The sequence below is a fragment of the Mucilaginibacter agri genome, assembly GCF_009928685.1.
Lineage (GTDB): Bacteria > Bacteroidota > Bacteroidia > Sphingobacteriales > Sphingobacteriaceae > Mucilaginibacter > Mucilaginibacter agri.
This window is the reverse complement of record NZ_WWEO01000041.1, coordinates 303393-321950: the sequence shown is the minus strand read 5'-3', so window position 1 is coordinate 321950 and position 18558 is coordinate 303393. Positions and strand designations below refer to the sequence as shown.

Below are 18558 nucleotides of genomic sequence, written 5' to 3'. Positions count from 1 at the left end.
GTTTTAGCTAGCACCCGCACTCCATTTTCTTTTTAAATAAAATATTTAAAACTTTCCTTTTCAACTCATGTATATTTTCTGACTTTCGCGTTAATTAAAGCGATAGTATTTTTTTCAATGAGTTTAGCACCCTTCAAGTTTTTTTCGGCCCTTTGTTCTGTTATTCTGTTAGCATCTTGTTCATCAAAACAACATAACTCTACTACTTCTGCCACGGCAATTAATGTAGCCCCGCTCGATACCCAAAAGTTATTACAATACGACCCCAAAAAGGCCGACCCACAAATAGATGCATTTATGAAACACCTGCACGAAAAAGCTGCCTTTAATGGCAACGTGCTGGTTGCTAAACACGGTAAAATCATTTATGAAAATGCCTTGGGCTGGGCCAATCACCTTACGCGCGATAGCCTGAAAATAGGTTCGCGGTTTGAGCTGGCCTCGGTATCAAAAACACTGACCTCTACCGCTATACTGATGTTAATGGAACGCGGCAAGCTGAAGTTAGATCAGGACGTGCGCGATTTCTTTCCTAATTTTCCATACGCGGGCATTACCATCAAGTTGTTACTTACCCACCGTTCGGGCATGATGAACTACGTATATTTCATTGATGGTGTGTTCCGCAGCGAACACCGCGATCAGCGTAAAGGGGTTACTAATCAACAGGCCATGGATATGATAGCCCAGTACAAACCTGCGCCATTTAACAAGCCCGATAAAAGTTTCCTGTATAACAACTCTAACTTTATGGTGCTGGGTTCTATCGTAGAAAAGGTAAGCGGTATGCCGTATGCCCAATTTATGAAAGAGAACATCTTTAAACCGGCTGGTATGATGCATACAGATGTTTATTCCAAAGCTACTTATGATAAAATCCCGGTTGATGTTGTTGGCCACGATCGTAATAGCTGGAAATATTCGGTGGCGCAAAACTTCTTAGACGGCCCGGTTGGCGACAAGGGGATCTACAGCACAGTTAAAGATTTGTACCTTTTCGACCGTGCCATGCGCGATAACCGATTGATCTCTAAAGCCACCCAGGACTCGGCATATACGCCACGTAATCCAATGGTTCGTGGTCACTTTAACTACGGTTATGGCTGGCGTTTATTTATTGCGCCAAACGAACAAGTGGTTTACCATACCGGCTGGTGGCATGGTTTCCGCCACATTTACCTGCGCGATCTGAAAAATGACATTACCATTGTTTTATTAGGCAACGTGGTTAATGGCAGCTTACTACATTTGGACGATTTATTTAAAATGACTGGCATGCCGATTGTGCGTAAAAGTGCATATAGCGGTAACGGCGATACGGCCGAAGATCAATAAAAAACGGGGCGGGTAGTTGATTTGTTAACTGATTTTTTACTAACTTGTTTATAATCAAAGCCAAATCACTTACCTCCCCTGATAGAATCCTATAAACTTAATCATTAATACGCGCGCCATGTTCGACAAATTATTTGAAGCACAACAGAAAGCAGGAGAGGCCAAGAAACGCCTTGATGCTATTACAGTTACCGGTACCGCCGAGGGTGGTAAAATTACGGTTACAGCCAATGCTAATAAAGTTATACAGTCCATTAGTATTGACGATGAATTTTTTAAAGAGGCCGACCGAGAGGAGATTGAAGAACTGATGCTGGTTGCCCTTAACAAAGCCTTAGAACAAGCCGATAACATAAGCCAAAGCGAAATGGCAGCCATGACCAAAGATATGTTTGGCGGCCTTGGCGGTATGTTTGGTAAATAACATCTTAAACACAATCTATTTATGAAAGTTACTTTTTATGGACATGCAACGGTTCAGTTAGAAACCGGTGGCAAAACGCTATTGTTCGATCCGTTTATTACCCCTAACGAGCTGGCTAAACACATCGACATAAACAGCCTTAAACCCGACTATATTTTGTTAAGCCACGGCCACGGCGACCATATTGCCGACCTGGAAGCGATTCAGAAAAACAGTGGTGCCAAGGTTATCTGTATTGCAGAAATTGCAGGCTGGCTTGGTAAAAAAGGTATCGAAGCCCACGGGATGAATATCGGAGGTAGCTTTACTTTCGAATTTGGCCGTGTTAAAATGGTTAACGCAATTCACAGCAGCAGTATGCCCGATGGTAGCTACGGCGGTAACCCTGCAGGCTTTGTGCTGTACACCAACGAGGGCAAAAACATCTACTTCGCGGGTGATACTGCGTTAACTTATGATATGAAGTTGTTAGCTGATGATAATATCAACTGGTCTATTTTGCCAATTGGCGATAACTACACCATGGGTGTTGATGATGCAATTAAAGCCGCAGCATTTGTAAACTGCCAAAATGTTATCGGGGTACATTATGATACCTTCCCGGCAATAAAATTGGACCTGGAAGAAGCCCGTCAAAAGTTTCTTAAAGCTGGCCTGAATATTCAGCTACCGGGTATTGGCGAATCGATAGATTTATAACCATAATTTTCCTTACATAAAAAAAGCGCCCCGGATATCCGGGGCGCTTTTTTTTTTCATCAAGACCGACTTACATGGTTGGTGTTTTTGTAGTGTCTTTCTTGGTTTTTGTCTTGGTTTTTGTTTTCTCGTTCTTAGTCTTTGTCTTCTTTTTCACAGTATCCTGTGCTAAAGTAGTTTTCGGGCTAACGATAACATCTGCCGAATGGGCAAACACACTCCCCGAACAAATGGCCGCAAGGGCAACAAAACACAATACCTTTTTCATAAATGTAGTTTTTAAAAGTTATCTAATCAGTTCCAAATACTACAATTAATTATGACTGTTGTTTTAATTATATAACGGTGCCGTTTGGTATAACGGCCCTTTTTTTCACCACAACAATGCCGTCCTGCGCGGTGTACAATCCATAATCACCATCTGGTATTACCTCTGGCCCACAGTTAATTGATACATCATTGCCGATGTAACAGTTTTTATCTATAATGGCATTTTTAATGGTACACCTATCTCCAATACCCATTATTGGCTTATCTGTAGCGCGGGCTTCCTGTATCTGTTCCAGTGTTTGATAATTGTCTCCACCCATTATATAGCAGCTTTCTATAACGGTATCTACACCTATACGGGTACGTATACCCACAATACAGCGGCTAAGGCTTTTGGCGTTAATAATGCACCCGTCGGAGATAATGCTTTTATCAAGAAGCGTTCCTGATACTTTTGACGGAGGCAGCATGCGCGCACGGGTGTAGATATAGTTTTTGTCGAACAAATTAAACTGCGGAATGTCGTCAGTTAATCCAAGGTTCGCTTCGAAAAACGATGGGATGGTACCGATATCAGTCCAGTAACCCTCAAACTGGTAACTGATCATCTTATGGGTTTCGATAGACTGTGGGATGATGTCTTTACCAAAGTCCGGGTGTTCGTTACCGTTCAGCAGGTCATAAAGCGCTTTTTTGGTAAACAGGTAAATACCCATAGAGGCCAGGTATACACGTCCTTGTGCAGCCATTTCTTCACTCACCTCCGATGCCCAGCTTTCGAAGTTGGTTTTAGGCTTCTCGATAAACGCGGTAACGTTACTATCCTCGTCGGTTTTTAAGATTCCAAAGCCCGGAACGTCATTTGCGTGAACCGGTATGGTTGCCAGCGTAATGTCGGCACCTTTTTGGATGTGCTCGGCAATCATCTCTTCAAAATCCATTTGATACAATTGGTCGCCGGAGAGGATCAACACATACTCAAACTCATGCACAGTTAAGTGGTGCAAGCTTTGCCTAACCGCATCTGCCGTGCCCTGAAACCAGGTTGCACTGGCGGGAGTTTGCTCGGCAGCAAGGATATCAACAAAAGCCTCACTAAAGCTGCTGAAGTGATAGGTGTTTTTAATGTGTTTATTAAGCGAAGCCGAATTAAACTGCGTTAATACGAATATGCGGTCGATACCCGAATGCAGGCAGTTGGAGATAGGTATATCTACCAAACGGTATTTTCCTGCTATTGGAACGGCCGGTTTTGAACGCGTTGCCGTAAGGGGCGAAAGGCGGCTTCCCTGCCCTCCACCAAGCACAATGCTAATTACTTTGGATATCATAAGTTAGGTATTAAACTTTTGTAAAGTTGTATATATTGGTTCGTCGATTGGTTCCACGAGAAATCAAGTGCCATCATCCGTTTACGTAACAATTGTAAGTGCTCAGTGTTCTGATAAACTGAAAGCGCCCGGCCAACGGAATAACAAATATCATTAACACTGGCGTTATTAAACCGAATGCCGTAGCCGTTCTCATCACCAAAATCAATCACAGTATCTTTTAGGCCTCCTGTGCTGCGCACTATCGGCACGGTTCCGTACCGTAGCGAATAAAGTTGGTTAAGCCCGCAGGGCTCAACACGCGATGGCATCAGCAGAAAATCTGCCCCTGCGTAAATGCGGTGCGAAAGTTCCTCATCGTAACCGATGTAAACTTTGCAGCTTTCCGGATACCTTTCGGCCAGGACCTTCAACTCGTCCTGAATATCTATTTCGCCGGTGCCCAACACCAAAAAGTTTACTTGCCCGCCGAGTTCGTTAACGCTCTTGCCAAAAGCCTCGGCAATCAAGTCGGCTCCTTTCTCACCAACTAGTCTGCCGATGAAAGCTACCAGGGGTTTATCTGTAGAAAGCTCAAAACGCTCACAAAGCGCCTGTTTGTTTTTCTCCTTGTCCTTTATTTTCTTTAATGAATAGTTTGCCGCAATCATTTTATCCGTAGCCGGATCCCAAACCTGGGTATCGATACCGTTGATTATGCCCGAGCCTTTCTGGCCTTCGAGGTAAAATAAATATTCGAGGCCATTGCTTTGTTTGGTCAGCTCGTAGAGATAGCTTGGCGATACCGTTGTATATCTGTCGCAGCATTTAACGGCAGCAGCCAATGGGTTTATGGCATTATTCCACTCCAGCAAACCCGCGGACGCCATATCTATTTCTGGCAACAGGCCAACCTTGTCCCAGCTGAAAGCGCCGTGATATTGGCCGTTATGGATAGTGAAAACCGTTTTAGTTTTTGATATGCGTTTATAAAGCGCCGAGTGCTGCAGCAAAAACGGCACTAAACCCGAATGATGGTCGTGGCAATGAATAATATCGGGCGTTTGCTGCGACCAGTTGATCCAGTCTAAAAAGGCCAGTTGATAGGCTATAAATTGCTCGCGTTCATCGGGATAGCTGTAAACCTCTTCGCGATCGAGCAACCCGGGTATATGTACCAGATATAGCTCGAAGCCCAGCACATTATCGCGCTCCTTTAAGATCTCGAATTCATAGCGTTTAGTGCCTAATAAGTTAGACGCCCGGAACACCACATCAAACTGGTGCTCGCGCACAAACTTGCGGTTGTAATAAGGCAATACAACCGCCGCATTAAGGCCGGCCTGGTTTTGATATTTAGGCAGTGCGCCTACAACATCTCCCAGCCCGCCAACTTTAGCAACAGGATAACACTCTGCACTTAGATGATAAATTCTCATTACGGCTTATATGGATGTTAAGGTAAACAACATTTACCCAATACACAACCACAAACAGGGTTAATGTGTTTGTTTACTCGCCGCTGATTTTTTTAGTGTGCTTCGAGCCAGTTTAAGCCGGTGCCGATCTCTACCATTATAGGCACATTGGTTTTGATAGCGGTTTTCATGTTGTGCTCAATAATTGGTTTAACCAACTCTATCTCGCTGTTAGGCACATCAAACACCAACTCATCATGCACCTGCATAGTCATGCGGGCACCCAATTTCTGGGCTTTCAGCTCCCTATGGATGTTGATCATGGCTATTTTGATCATATCTGCAGCCGAACCCTGGATTGGCGCATTAATGGCATTTCGCTCGGCAAAGCTGCGCACAGTTTGGTTGGCCGAGTTGATATCGCGCAGGTAACGACGGCGACCCATCAGCGTTTGCACATAACCGTTCTCGCGGGCGAAGTTCATGGTATCGCTCATGTAACGTTTTATGCCCGAATATTGTGCAAAATATTGTTCAATCATCTCACCGGCCTCTTTACGCGGAATGCCCAGACTTTGCGATAAACCGAAAGCCGATTGCCCGTAAATAATACCGAAGTTTACCGCCTTGGCATTACGGCGCATGGTACTGTCCACTTCTTCTAACGCTACCCCATACACGTTGGCTGCGGTAGCGGTGTGGATGTCGAGGTTTTTAGAGAATGCATCGAGCATATTTTCGTCTTTGCTGATCTCAGCTATTAAGCGCAGTTCTATCTGCGAATAATCCGCAGAGATAATGCTGTGATCTGCGTCGCGGGGGATAAATGCTTTACGCACCTCGCGACCGCGCTCGGTACGGATCGGTATATTTTGTAAGTTAGGATTATTAGAACTTAACCTGCCTGTTGCAGCCACCGCCTGGTTGTAAGAAGTATGCAGGCGACCGCTCTTCGGGTTAATTAACTCTGGCAAAGCATCCACATAGGTAGATTTCAGTTTCTGCATCTGGCGGAAATCGAGGATATCGCGCACGATGTCGCTTTTGTTGGCCAAGGCTAACAGCACATCTTCGCCGGTTTGGTATTGGCCGGTTTTGGTCTTTTTGGCTTTGGGATCGAGCATCAATTTTTCGAACAATACCTCGCCCAGTTGTTTGGGTGATGCAATGTTAAAACGTACGCCAGCCTTTTCGTAAACCACTTTTTCTAAACGCACCAGGTCCGCTTCCAAATCTTTGGAGAAATCGCGCAGGGTACCTTCATCAATACGCACACCTTCAAATTCCATGTCGGCCAATACGTAGATCAGCGGGTGTTCTATCTCGTGGATTAGCTTTTCTGCATCAGCTTCTTTGATCTTTGGTTCGAAGACATTTTTCAGTTGTAAGGTAATGTCGGCATCTTCAGCAGCATATTCCTTAATCTGCTCCATCGGCACATCGCGCATGCTTAACTGGTTCTTGCCTTTGGGGCCTATAAGGGTAGTTATCGATACCGGTTTATATCCGAGGTAATTCTCCGACAGGATATCCATGCCGTGTCTGGTGTCCGGATCGAGCACGTAGTGTGCCATCATGGTATCAAACAAAGCGCCCTTAACATCAATGCCGTACCATTTAAGCATTAAAATATCATACTTAATATTTTGGCCAACCTTATCTATGTTTTCATCCTCGAGCAGGTCTTTAAACTCCGAAGCAATGGCGTAGGCCTCATTCTGATCGGCAGGTACGGGTACATACCAGCCCTCGCCCGGTTTAATAGAAAAGGAGAACCCCACCAGTTCGCAGTGATTAGCATCTGTACCGGTAGTTTCGGTATCAAAGCAAATGCTTTTTTGCTGCTTTAAAAGCATTATCAGTTCTGCCCGCTTTTCAAAGTCGTCGACCAGATGATAGGTGTGCTCTACGTTGGTTATGTTTTTACCTGCCTCAGGTAAATCTTCTGTGGCAATGTCATTAATCTCCACTGTTAGGGTGGTACGACCGGTTGCCGTTGGATTACCAAACAGATCTGTTTGTACACCAGTAGCTTTAATTTCGGTAATGCTGAAATCGTCGCCAAATACACGGCGGCCAAGCGTACGGAATTCCAGTTCGGCAAACAGCGGTTCAAGTAAATCTTTGCTTGGTGCACAGATTTCTAATCCAGCTTCATCCAGTTCAACCGGAACATCTAATAAAATAGTTGCCAATTTTTTGGATAGCAGCCCTTGCTCCGCAAAGTTCTCCACGTTCTCTCGCATCTTGCCCTTCAGCTCGTGGCTGTTGGCTATGATGTTTTCCATCGAGCCGTATTGCTTGATAAGTGCCTTGGCTGTTTTCTCGCCAATGCCGGGTATACCGGGAATGTTATCAACAGCATCGCCCCATAAACCCAGGATATCGATCACCTTGCAAACATCATCCACTTCCCATTTTTCGCAAACCTCCTTTACCCCGAGAATCTCCATCTCGTTGCCCATACGGGCAGGTTTGTAAATAAATATATTGTCGGATACCAGTTGTGCAAAATCCTTATCGGGGGTCATGCAATACACCTGGTAGCCTTCTTTTTCTGCTTTTTTCGCTAGCGTACCAATAATATCATCGGCCTCGTAACCATCAGAAGTAATTACCGGGATGTTGAAGCCCAGTATCAACTTAAACACGTAAGGCATGGCAGCCGAAAGATCTTCGGGCATGGCTTGGCGCTGGGCTTTATAAGCTGCAAAATCTGTATGGCGCTCGGTTGGTGCTTCGGTATCAAAAACAACAGCCATGTGGGTTGGCTTTTCTTTTTTAAGCACATCTAACAGTGTATTGGTAAAGCCCATTACAGCTGATGTATTAATGCCCGATGAGGTAAAGCGCGGGTTTTTGCTTAATGCAAAATGTGCCCGGTACATTAGGGCCATACCATCCAGAAGAAACAGTTTTTTCATAATTATTGTCTTGAACCGGAATTTTCAGGATTAAAGAATTAACAAAATTCTGGCCATTAAAATTCTAAGTTACGGTTTATATAACTCAACAAATTTAAGATTAATGAGGTAAAGCAGGCAGTCCATTCACGCGTGAAATGAAAATTCAGAAAATTCTTTAATCCTGAAAATTCTGGTTCAGACTATTTATCTAAAACTGCACGTCGCTAAATGATCATTCACCATACCAGTGGCCTGCATGTGAGCATAACAGATAGTCGAACCAAAGAATTTAAACCCCCGCTTTTTCATATCCCTGGCAATAGCGTCCGATTCGGGGCTGGTGGCTGCTACTCCGTGGGTTGGGCAATTGTCTATCGGTTTACCGTCGGGCATAAAGCTGTACAGGTATTTATCAAACGAGCCAAATTCCTTTTGCAATTCCAGAAACAACTGTGCATTTTTTATAGCCGAGTTTATCTTTAAGCGGTTGCGGATAATACCCTCGTCGTTCATTAAACGCTCTACGTCTTTCTCGTCAAATGCGGCTATCTTTTTTGCGTCGAAATTGGCAAAAGCCTTCCGGTAGTTCTCACGGCGGCGCAGAATAGTGATCCAGCTCAATCCGGCCTGTGCGCCTTCGAGCAGCAAAAACTCGAACAATACGTTATCGTCATGCGTTGTTTTGCCCCACTCTTCGTCGTGATATTTTTGATACAACGGGTCAGTGCCGGCCCATGCGCAGCGGTGGATTTCTTGAGTTGATTGGCTCATGGTTCAATAGGTTTTGAGCAGGCAATATACTAATTTTATTAGCACACCGAAACCTGTTGTCATTCAGAGCGACGGCGAAGAATCTTCTACGTAAATGCATCGACGCAAATGCTAATTGAAGAGGATTCTTCGCCGTCGCTCTGAATGACAAAAAAATCACGCCTGATATCCATTCAGCTCGTCCCAATATTCCACAGCACGGCGGTAGTGCGGGATAACGATAGATCCACCTACCAAATTGGCTATCATAAAAATTTCGTTCATCTCGGCACTATTTACACCTGCTTCATGGCATTTGCCGAGGTGATATTTTATGCAATCGTCGCAGCGTAACACCATAGAAGATACCAGGCCCAGCATTTCTTTTGTTTTTACATCCAATGCGCCTTCGGCATAACTGGTGGTATCTAAAGCAAAAAACCGTTTAATATTTACATTGGCGGTTTCCATTATTCTATCGTTCATTTTTTCGCGATAGCCGTTGAAATCATCTACTAATTGTCCCATTATTTTGAGTTATTAATTATTCAGTTACTGAGTTATTGAATTGCAATGTTCGGCAAAATTCTTGTTTTGCAGGTTATGTATCGGCTATCTTTGATGAAGTTGGTAGATCTCAGCATCATGATCTACTCCCTTATTAATGCAAATTACAGCGGCATTGAAAAGGAGTAATGCGCATAAACATATTTATTTTAACCTATGATAACATTTAAACGTACCGACCATATCCACATTTGTGTACCCGAAGAACGTATAGAAGAAGCCCGGAAATTTTATACCGAAGTTATTGGCCTACCGGAGAAATATCGCCCGGTTGAACTGAATGATGTAGGTATTTGGTTCCAATTGCCGGATATTGAATTGCATGTAGGCGTAGAAGACGCGCACCCTTTAACCATACGCCACACCGCCTTTGAGGTTAAAGATTTGGAAGCAGCCCGGGCTCATCTAATAACCAACGGGGTTACTATTCAAAAACAACGCGACATTGCCGGCCGCCGTAGGTTTTCGTTTTTAGATCCGTTTGGGAATAGGATGGAATTGCTGGAGTATATATAGCCTCACCTAAATGGCGAAGCCCTCGTGCATACAAATAACCTAAAAATTAACAATGCATAATCCTCTCCATAGGAGAGGACTTCAAGACTATTCGTAGTTAATTTCTTTAGATGGATCCCAGAATACTTTTTTAAAGTTCTGGATCTTATCTTCTTTCACAGATACGCCCTCTTCTTGCAGCAACTCCCGCCTGCGCGTTGCTGCGGATGGGTCGCCGGTAAGGTGGCCCGTGCTATTCACCACCCGATGATAGGGCACTGGTGGTTTGGCCTTTCCGCATTCGCCCATAGCGCGGCCAACCATGCGAGAGTAATTGGGCGATCCTAAAAATTTGGCAATGGCACCATAAGAAGTTACACGCCCGGCCGGAATTTGCCGGGTAACTTCGTAAATGTGATTGAAAAAATTAGGATCATCCATAAATACTAAGTTAGCGAATACTTCAAATAGTTAATATTCTTGTCGTGCTTCAGGTATTTTTTCTCGTAGTAGGTTTTGATATCCAATACCTCGTTCAAAAACTCTGAATGGTAAACATCTTCCGTCTTTGCGTAAAGTTTTAAACCTTGATCTGCAATAACCTGTGCGGTGTATTCGTGCAGGCCATCGTTATCTGTTTTAAGATTGATAAATGCACCCGGGCGCAAAATCTGGCGGTAGTAATCCAGGAAGCGGGGAGAGGTTAAGCGCTTTTTCTCTCTACTAATCTGCGGTTGCGGATCAGGAAAAGTAATCCAAATCTCGTCGATTTCATTATTGGCAAAGTATTCAACAATTTGCTCAATCTGTATCCGCAGAAAGCCAACGTTTTTAATTCCTTCTTCTATAGCCGTTTTGGCACCGCGCCAAATGCGGTTGCCTTTGTAGTCGACACCAATAAAGTTTTTATCCGGAAACATTTTGGCCAGGTTAACGGTGTATTCACCTTTACCGCAAGCCAGTTCTAAAACAACAGGGTTGTCGTTTTTAAAAAATTCCTTAGCCCATTGACCTTTATAAGGTTTGCCGGCATCTAATTGTAAAACATTATCAAACGTTTCTATCTCAGCAAATCGCTTTAATTTATCTTTTCCCACTTTAAATAATAAAGTGCAAAAATAAAGTTTTACTTACAGCTAAGAGCCTAAAAGATAGAAATGATAGATTCTGTCAGGACGCCTTCGAAAAATCCGGCTCCGGAGCAGGAGCGGGCTTTTTATTTTTCTTGCTAAGCAGGCCCGTAATCAACCCTTTGGCTTTATCCCAAACGCCGGTTACAGAATCTTCGCTGATATAGGTCGATGCCTTTTGCGAAACCAAACCAACCAGCGTTTTAACTAAAAAGCCAGAACCCTTAAACAGGGTGCGGTTTAGTGTAAATGGCAAAGCTACACGCGATATCAGACCTAAAAAGTCTTGATCCAGAATGCTGCTACCGCCTTTATTAGACCGTGGGAAGAAACTTTTTACGATCGAAAATATAGACGATGGACTACTAAACCTCTGTTTAAGGTCTATTTCCTGTTGTTGCTTCAGCTTTTCGAGCCTTATAATTTCGCTATGCAGATCACTTATAGTTCTAACAGTTATATCCATCATTAATTTTCGCTAAATATTTTTTTGATCAATGCGTTAACAATTGGCTGCTTTAAACTGCCCTTGGCGGCCATTACAATAATGGCAATCAAAAGGTAAATTAAGGCAACAGAACCAAAGCCTTTCCAGTAGGAGTGGAAAACATCGGCCAAAAAAAGCGCAAGCGTAAAACTGGCGAACAAAAAGGTTAACAGCAGGCAAATCATAATAGCCATATCTGTAACAACTCCTGCCGCAACTGAAGTGCTTTTATCTATTGCCTTATATTTAACCAGTTTAATACGCGTTTCGGCGTATTCTGTCAACTGCTCCAAAATAGGCGGGTGCATTTGTTGTTTTTGTTCTTGTTCTTCCATTATATTAAAATATGTCCCGGGGTAAATCCCGGGACTGTATTCGATTTTATTTTACTTATGCGTGTTCCAGATCGTCCTGATACTCGTCTTCGGCTCCTTGAATTTTAGTTTTGATGTTATCTACTAACTTATCTTTTAAGCCCAGCAGGTTTTCAATTTCTTTGCCTGCGGTTTCTTTAATAGAATCGCTTAAGCCCTTTAATGAGTCAGCAAGCTTGTCTCGTGTATCGTCACCTTTATCGGGTGCAAACAATATACCTAATGCGGCACCTGCTGCTAACCCTGCAATAAGGGCCAGGATAGTTTTTGAGTTATTGTTCATAGTATTATAATTTTTAAGTTGAGTTTTTGTTTGTAATTGCTGCAAATTTAATTGGCTTTGCCAACCAAATGCAATAACGTTTGCAACGTTGATATTAGTGTTACCACCTAAATATCCGGCCCTGTTTTTATCCGGTCGAGCCTGTCGGCAGCGAGGCGGTTTGTCTCATAAATTTCTACCAGCAGCAAAAAGTACGACAGCAATACCGGCCCGAAAACCAGGCCTAAAATACCAAAAAGCGGCAAACCGATAAACACACCAATAATAGAAATAATGGGGTGCGTATTACCAATACGTTTGTTAATAATCATTCGCAACACGTTATCCACATTGCCAATAAACAACAGGCCATACACCATAATACCAATACCTTTCCAGGTGCTGCCCAGCATAATCAAATATATCCCTGCCGGGATAGAAAGCGTTGGCGCACCTACCACAGGCAAAAATGAAATGAAAGCTCCTATAACACCCCAAAACAAAGCATCGGGTATCCCTACAATCCAAAACCCGTTGGCTAACAGGCCGCCCTGCACAACAGAAATAATACCCTGGCCCAATACATTTGAATAAGTAGCATTACGCAGGGCTACTGCAAACTTTAGCGCATGCTGCTCGCGGAAGGGGGCATATTTTAAAAGCCCCGCCTCAAATTCATAGATCTGCGTGAGCATAAAATACAGCAGAAAATATAACATCAGCAGGGTTAACAAAATGCTCGCTGCGCCACTAACAATGGATGGAAAAAGATCTGTTGCATATACGCTCACCTTCTTCAAAAAATCATCAATAAGGTGGGGTTGATTAAATGTTGATCCGGTAAAGGCGTTAGCTTTTAATATCAGTTGATCGATGAAAAAGGGATCGTCTCTAATTGCTGCAATTTTACTAAGCACCATAATGCTCAACGACAGAAATGGGATCACAATCACGATGAGCGAAAGGAAGATAAACATCAGCGCGGTAAGCGCATGGTTCCACTGGCGTTTTTCGGTAAGGTAAAGATAACCCGGCCTGAAAATGGTAAAAAGCACAATGGCCCCCAATATGGCGCTAAACAGCGACGCAAGTGAGTATATGAGTAAACACCCCAGCACCACAATGCTGATGAGAATTATATTATTGCGCTGCCTGTAATTGAAAATAGACATAAGTGTATAAGTAGCCTTGTATGTGCCATCCCGCCTTTATCGATCCCGTAAAGTTGTTGAATAATACTAATACAGCTACAAACCCTTTAAGTTTTACCGCAACAAAATTGATATTTACAGACGCTGTTCGTCTGTTTTTTTAAGCAGTTCGTTAATCTTAACACACCCCGCAGCAATGGTATCTATGTAAAACAGGATGTCGTCACTAACGTCGGGCAGCTCAAACCTTAACTGCTCAACACAAAGCGTCATGTTAGAAAGCTGGTTTCTGATATCATGCTTCACCATGGCCAGGCCGGTCTTTTCCGAGCCGCTTTTTCCGTTATCATCTGCCATAACTATTTACCTATATTAATGGCTTTCATCTTGTTATACAAGGTTTTGCGGTCGATGTTCAGTATCTCGGCTGCCTTGGTTTTGTTAAAGTTAACCTCGCGCAAAACCTTCAATATGGTATCATACTCAGCTTCGAGTGCTGCATTCTTCAAATCGGTTCTATGCTCTTTTGCCGTTGGCGCTGGCGTTGTTTCGGTATTATGGTGATGATGTGTATGCTCTACCAGGGGCGAGATCTTGCTATAATTAGAAATCTCGAGCGGCAGTGCTTTGGATTGTACAGTTTCACCCTCAGTTAGCAGGGTTGCTCTTCTGATCACGTTTTTCAGCTCGCGGATGTTGCCCGTCCAGCGATAGCTCATAAAGCTTTCTTCTACGTCTGGCGCAAAGTTTTTCACATCACGGCCTAATTCTTTGTTTGCGATCTTCAAGAAGTGATCAGCCATCAGCATAATATCTGTACCGCGATCGCGCAATGGCGGCATATAGATGGTAAACTCGTTAAAACGGTGGTAAAGATCCTCGCGGAATTTGCCTCGCTGAATACCGTCCATCAGGTTTTCGTTGGTGGCCACAATAATGCGTACATCCAAATCAATCTCTTTGGTGCTGCCTATGCGCTTTACTTTACGCTCCTGCACGGTGCGCAGCAAAGCTGCCTGGATATCGTATGAAAGGTTACCCACCTCATCGAGGAAAAGGGTGCCTCCGTTGGCCATTTCGAAATGACCGATTTTGGTATACAGCGCGCCCGTGAACGATCCCTTTTCGTGACCGAAAAACTCACTCTGGGCTAATTCTTTTGTAAGTGATCCACAATCCATCGCAATGAATGGCTGGTCGCGGCGAGGGCTATTTAAGTGAATGCTTTTTGCAACCGACTCTTTACCTGTGCCACTTTCGCCCAAAATAATTACACTGTAATTGGTTGGGGCAACAAGTTCTATCTGGCGTAATAGCTCTTTAGATGCTTTACTTTTACCCACCACAAACTCGCTGGCCATTACCTGCTTTTCTTTACTGCCTGAAGATTTTGAAGGCAATACAGCGGCCTGATCGTCGTCAGATTCGGCCATCAAAGCGTTGTGGGTTTCTATCGCCTTGGTAATGGTATTCAGAATCTCATCGGGATATAGCGGCTTGGTTATATAATCATAAGCCCCCATTTTAATGAGCTCGACAGCCATTTTTATATCCGAGTAGCCGGTAATAATAATTACTCCGGTTTTAGGATACTGCGCTTTAATATTTTTAAGCATTTCGCGGCCATCGGTATCCTCCAGCCTGAAATCGCATAACACAAGATCGTATTCTCCATTCTTAAGATACTCCATCCCGCTGCTTCCATTAGAAGCTGTCGAAACTTCGAACCCATTACGGGTAAGAAACTTCGATAACAATAACGCGGTGTTCACTTCATCATCAACGATGAGAATCTTTTTCATATCGGCACTAAACTTCGTAAAAGGTAAATGTAGATGACTAATAGGTCATTACAAATTTGTTAATTTTATTATTGGCATACGAAAACAAAGGCGATTTTGTTATAAATTATTCTATTCACCTTTAAAATTCGCTTTGCGCTTCTCCAAAAAAGCAGCAATGCCTTCTTTTGTATCTGCAGTGGCAAAACATTTGCCAAAAGCGTTTATTTCTGTTTCAAACCCCTGTGCCGTTCCTGCAGCATTTACAGCTTCAATGGCTGCAGCAATGGCTAAAGGCGCCCGTTGTAAAATTTTGCCTAAAATTTCTTCGGCCTTTAAAATCAGTTCATCCGAACCCACCACGTAATTAACTAAACCAACCCGGTAAGCCTCGTCGGCGGTTATCATATCGGCGGTTAAGATCATTTCCAGCGCTTTGCCGCTGCCAACCAACTTAGTAAGCCTTTGCGTGCCACCATATCCCGGTATCAAACCCAGTGTTACTTCGGGCAAGCCCATTTTTGCGTTATTGGCCGCAATGCGTATATGGCTCGCCAAAGCCAACTCCAGGCCTCCGCCTAAGGCATAGCCATTTATTGCTGCAACCACAGGTTTGCCGCCATTACCAATCAGATCAAAAACATTGATATGTGCCTTTCGGGACAGTTCGGCACCCTGGTTTTGGTCTAAGTTAACAAATTCGGCAATATCTGCACCTGCAACAAAAGCTTTTTGTCCGGCACCGGTAATTATAACCCCGCCGATGTTTTTGTTGCCGAAAGCATCCATAAAAGCATTATGCAATTCGCTAAGCGTTTGCTGGTTAAGGGCATTTAACTTGCTTTCGCGATTAATAGTAATATATCGGATACGGTTTTTATCTTCGATTAATAGATTTTGATATTCCATAAAGTTGTTAAAAATTACGGTGTTGTTGCACCCAGCCGGTTATATAATCAACAATTTTTGCCGTGGCTGTACCAGGAGGGAAGAGCTCACCAACCCCCATTTGTTGTAGTTCGCGGGCATCTGTTTCTGGTATTATCCCGCCACCGGTAAGCAGTACATCATCCATCTGCTTTTCTTTGATCAATTTAATAATTTTCGGAAATACCGTCATGTGCGCCCCCGAAAGAATAGAAACTCCGATGGCGTCCACATCCTCTTGCAAGGCGGTATTTACCACCATTTCGGGCGTTTGGCGTAGGCCGGTATAAATCACCTCCATCCCGGCGTCGCGCAGCGAAGTGGCGATGATACGCGCACCGCGATCATGCCCGTCTAATCCTACTTTAGCAACTAATACCCTTATGGGGCGGTTAAATTGGCGTTCACCCATGTAAAACGAGTTTATTGTCGGGTAAATGTACAAAGAATACGTAAGACGTTGGACGTTATCGGTTAGAGGTTTTTATTGCCGCTAAGCGCGGGAAGAATACGTAAAACGTATAACGTCCAACGCAAAACCTTTTACCCTGATTTTTTTGCTAAATTTGCCTTTCAAGTATATTTTATTTTTATGAGCGAGGAAAGATCGTTGAATTTTATAGAAGAGATTGTTGAAGAAGATATCCGCGAGGGTAAAAACGGAGGCCGTGTGCATACACGTTTCCCACCCGAGCCTAATGGTTATCTGCACATTGGCCATGCAAAATCTATTTGCCTAAACTTTGGTTTAGCACAGCGTTACAACGGCCAAACCAATCTTCGTTTCGACGATACCAACCCCGTTACCGAAGATACAGAGTATGTTGACAGCATTAAGGAAGACATTAGCTGGCTGGGCTTTAAATGGGCCAACGAGCTTTATGCGTCAGACTATTTCGATAAAATTTATGCCTTCGCACAAGCGCTGATCCGTAAAGGATTGGCTTATGTAGATGATAGCACTGCCGAAGAAATTGCTACCCAAAAAGGTACACCAACCGAACCAGGTAAACCGAACCAATACCGCAGCCGCAGTGTTGAAGAAAACCTGGAACTGTTTGAAGCCATGAAGAATGGTAAATATCCCGACGGTGCTAAGGTACTGCGTGCCAAAATAGACCTGGCATCGCCTAATATGCACATGCGAGACCCGATTATGTACCGCATAAAACATGCGCATCATCACCGCACGGGCGACAAATGGTGCATTTACCCAATGTACGATTTTGCGCATGGCCAGTCGGACGCTATTGAGGAGATTACCCATTCGGTATGTACGTTGGAGTTTATACCGCACCGTGCATTATACGATTGGTTTATACAAGAGCTGGAAATTTTTCCATCGCATCAATATGAGTTTGCGCGCTTGAACATGACCTATACTGTTATGAGCAAGCGTAAACTGTTGCAATTGGTTAAAGAGGGTCATGTTGATGGCTGGGATGATCCGCGCATGCCTACCATCAGCGGATTACGTCGCCGCGGTTATACACCTGCCTCTATTCGCGAGTTTTGCGAGCGCATTGGTGTAGCTAAACGCGAAAACATTATCGACCTGAGCTTGCTGGAATTCTGCATCCGTGAAGATCTGAATAAAACAGCATGGCGTCGTATGGCAGTGTTAGATCCGGTGAAACTGATCATTGATAATTACCCCGAAGGCCAAACCGAAGTTCTTCACGGTGAAAACAACCCAGAGGTTGAAGGCGGAGAAGGCGGTCGTGATATTCCGTTTAGCCGCGAAATTTATATCGAGCGTGAAGACTTTATGGAAGTTGCTCCGAAGAAATTTTTCCGTTTAGGACCAGGCCTGATGGTAAGGCTAAAGAATGCCTACATTATTAAAGGCGAGAGCTGCGTGAAAGATGCCGACGGCAATATCACCGAAATTCATTGTACTTACCTGCCCGAATCTAAATCTGGCAGCGATACCAGCGGCATCAACGTAAAGGGTACTATCCATTGGGTAAGCGTTCCGCATGCTAAAACAGCAGAAGTTCGCCTGTACGATCGTTTGTTTAAAGTAGAAGACCCATCGAGCGAAGAGGGTGACTTTAAAGAATACCTTAATCCAGACAGCCTGCAAGTGATCAATGCCTTTATCGAACCCGACCTGGCTACCGCCATCCCGGGTAAAGGGTACCAGTTTATCCGCAAAGGCTATTTTACCCTCGACAAAAACTCAACCGCTGACAAGCTGGTGTTTAACCGCACCGTGACTTTGAAAGACGGATGGGCTAAAAAATAAGCCCCCCGGCCCCCTAAAGGGGGA

Annotated in this window: 21 protein-coding genes; 5 read left to right on the top strand and 16 right to left on the bottom strand. The window is 43.9% G+C overall.

From position 1 onward, the window contains the following. Window positions 1-117: 117 nt before the first annotated feature. From GSY63_RS08745 to GSY63_RS08735, 3 genes are all read left to right on the top strand, one after another. Entirely contained in the window at window positions 118-1335 is a 1218-nt protein-coding gene (locus tag GSY63_RS08745) for a serine hydrolase domain-containing protein (RefSeq protein WP_166585410.1), read from the top strand. 118 nt (window positions 1336-1453) lie between these two features. Continuing rightward, window positions 1454-1759 carry a YbaB/EbfC family nucleoid-associated protein gene (locus GSY63_RS08740; RefSeq protein WP_166585409.1) on the top strand — a complete coding sequence of 102 codons (306 nt, stop codon included), beginning with the start codon at window positions 1454-1456 and terminating at the stop codon, window positions 1757-1759. Between the two features lie 21 nt (window positions 1760-1780). Further along, window positions 1781-2458, top strand: coding sequence for a metal-dependent hydrolase (locus GSY63_RS08735; protein ID WP_166585408.1), 678 nt, complete (start codon window positions 1781-1783; stop codon window positions 2456-2458). 70 nt (window positions 2459-2528) lie between these two features. On the opposite strand, the gene GSY63_RS08730 is transcribed toward GSY63_RS08735, so the two are convergent. The 6 genes from GSY63_RS08730 to GSY63_RS08705 form a co-directional block, all read right to left on the bottom strand. Then, window positions 2529-2726 (bottom strand): hypothetical protein, encoded by a 198-nt coding sequence (locus GSY63_RS08730; protein WP_166585407.1) that lies wholly within the window; start codon window positions 2724-2726, stop codon window positions 2529-2531. Between the two features lie 67 nt (window positions 2727-2793). Next, window positions 2794-4059, bottom strand: a complete 1266-nt coding sequence (locus GSY63_RS08725) for a glucose-1-phosphate adenylyltransferase (RefSeq protein WP_166585406.1) — start codon at window positions 4057-4059, stop codon at window positions 2794-2796. Then, a complete protein-coding gene (locus GSY63_RS08720) occupies window positions 4056-5477 on the bottom strand; it encodes a glycogen synthase (protein WP_166585405.1) in 1422 nt (473 codons plus the stop codon). Before GSY63_RS08720 ends, GSY63_RS08725 begins: the two co-directional genes overlap by 4 nt. Before the next feature lie 92 nt (window positions 5478-5569). Further along, window positions 5570-8380 (bottom strand): DNA polymerase I, encoded by a 2811-nt coding sequence (polA, locus tag GSY63_RS08715; RefSeq protein WP_166585404.1) that lies wholly within the window; start codon window positions 8378-8380, stop codon window positions 5570-5572. Between the two features lie 186 nt (window positions 8381-8566). Further along, on the bottom strand, window positions 8567-9133 hold the full coding sequence (locus GSY63_RS08710) for a DNA-3-methyladenine glycosylase I (protein ID WP_166585403.1): 567 nt from the start codon (window positions 9131-9133) through the stop codon (window positions 8567-8569). A gap of 156 nt (window positions 9134-9289) precedes the next feature. Further along, complete coding sequence (locus GSY63_RS08705) at window positions 9290-9640, bottom strand: carboxymuconolactone decarboxylase family protein (protein ID WP_166585402.1); 351 nt, start codon at window positions 9638-9640, stop codon at window positions 9290-9292. A 195-nt stretch (window positions 9641-9835) separates the two neighbouring features. Between GSY63_RS08705 and GSY63_RS08700 the strand changes: the two genes are divergently transcribed. After that, window positions 9836-10195: a VOC family protein gene (locus GSY63_RS08700; protein ID WP_166585401.1), complete on the top strand. Its 360-nt coding sequence runs from the start codon at window positions 9836-9838 to the stop codon at window positions 10193-10195. 87 nt (window positions 10196-10282) lie between these two features. Here GSY63_RS08700 and GSY63_RS08695 read toward each other — a convergent pair whose 3' ends face one another. The 10 genes from GSY63_RS08695 to GSY63_RS08650 all read right to left on the bottom strand — a co-directional run bounded on the left by GSY63_RS08695 (window position 10283) and on the right by GSY63_RS08650 (window position 16698). Further along, window positions 10283-10615: an MGMT family protein gene (locus tag GSY63_RS08695; protein WP_166585400.1), complete on the bottom strand. Its 333-nt coding sequence runs from the start codon at window positions 10613-10615 to the stop codon at window positions 10283-10285. Between the two features lie 5 nt (window positions 10616-10620). Next, window positions 10621-11271 (bottom strand): tRNA (guanosine(46)-N7)-methyltransferase TrmB, encoded by a 651-nt coding sequence (trmB, locus tag GSY63_RS08690; protein WP_166585399.1) that lies wholly within the window; start codon window positions 11269-11271, stop codon window positions 10621-10623. A 73-nt stretch (window positions 11272-11344) separates the two neighbouring features. Next, entirely contained in the window at window positions 11345-11773 is a 429-nt protein-coding gene (locus GSY63_RS08685) for a hypothetical protein (protein WP_166585398.1), read from the bottom strand. After that, entirely contained in the window at window positions 11773-12126 is a 354-nt protein-coding gene (locus GSY63_RS08680) for a phage holin family protein (RefSeq protein ID WP_166585397.1), read from the bottom strand. The genes GSY63_RS08685 and GSY63_RS08680 overlap by 1 nt, the downstream gene beginning before the upstream one ends. 55 nt (window positions 12127-12181) lie before the next feature. Then, a complete protein-coding gene (locus GSY63_RS08675; protein ID WP_166585396.1) occupies window positions 12182-12448 on the bottom strand; it encodes a YtxH domain-containing protein in 267 nt (88 codons plus the stop codon). Window positions 12449-12555: 107 nt separating this feature from the next. Beyond that, window positions 12556-13599 (bottom strand): AI-2E family transporter, encoded by a 1044-nt coding sequence (locus GSY63_RS08670; RefSeq protein ID WP_166585395.1) that lies wholly within the window; start codon window positions 13597-13599, stop codon window positions 12556-12558. Between the two features lie 114 nt (window positions 13600-13713). Beyond that, complete coding sequence (locus GSY63_RS08665; protein ID WP_166585394.1) at window positions 13714-13935, bottom strand: hypothetical protein; 222 nt, start codon at window positions 13933-13935, stop codon at window positions 13714-13716. 2 nt (window positions 13936-13937) lie between these two features. Further along, entirely contained in the window at window positions 13938-15380 is a 1443-nt protein-coding gene (locus GSY63_RS08660) for a sigma-54-dependent transcriptional regulator (protein ID WP_166585393.1), read from the bottom strand. A gap of 111 nt (window positions 15381-15491) precedes the next feature. Then, window positions 15492-16268 (bottom strand): enoyl-CoA hydratase/isomerase family protein, encoded by a 777-nt coding sequence (locus tag GSY63_RS08655; RefSeq protein WP_166585392.1) that lies wholly within the window; start codon window positions 16266-16268, stop codon window positions 15492-15494. A 7-nt stretch (window positions 16269-16275) separates the two neighbouring features. Further along, window positions 16276-16698, bottom strand: a complete 423-nt coding sequence (locus GSY63_RS08650; protein WP_166585391.1) for a cobalamin B12-binding domain-containing protein — start codon at window positions 16696-16698, stop codon at window positions 16276-16278. Between the two features lie 180 nt (window positions 16699-16878). Between GSY63_RS08650 and GSY63_RS08645 the strand changes: the two genes are divergently transcribed. Then, complete coding sequence (locus GSY63_RS08645) at window positions 16879-18534, top strand: glutamine--tRNA ligase/YqeY domain fusion protein (protein ID WP_166585390.1); 1656 nt, start codon at window positions 16879-16881, stop codon at window positions 18532-18534. Window positions 18535-18558 lie beyond the last annotated feature (24 nt).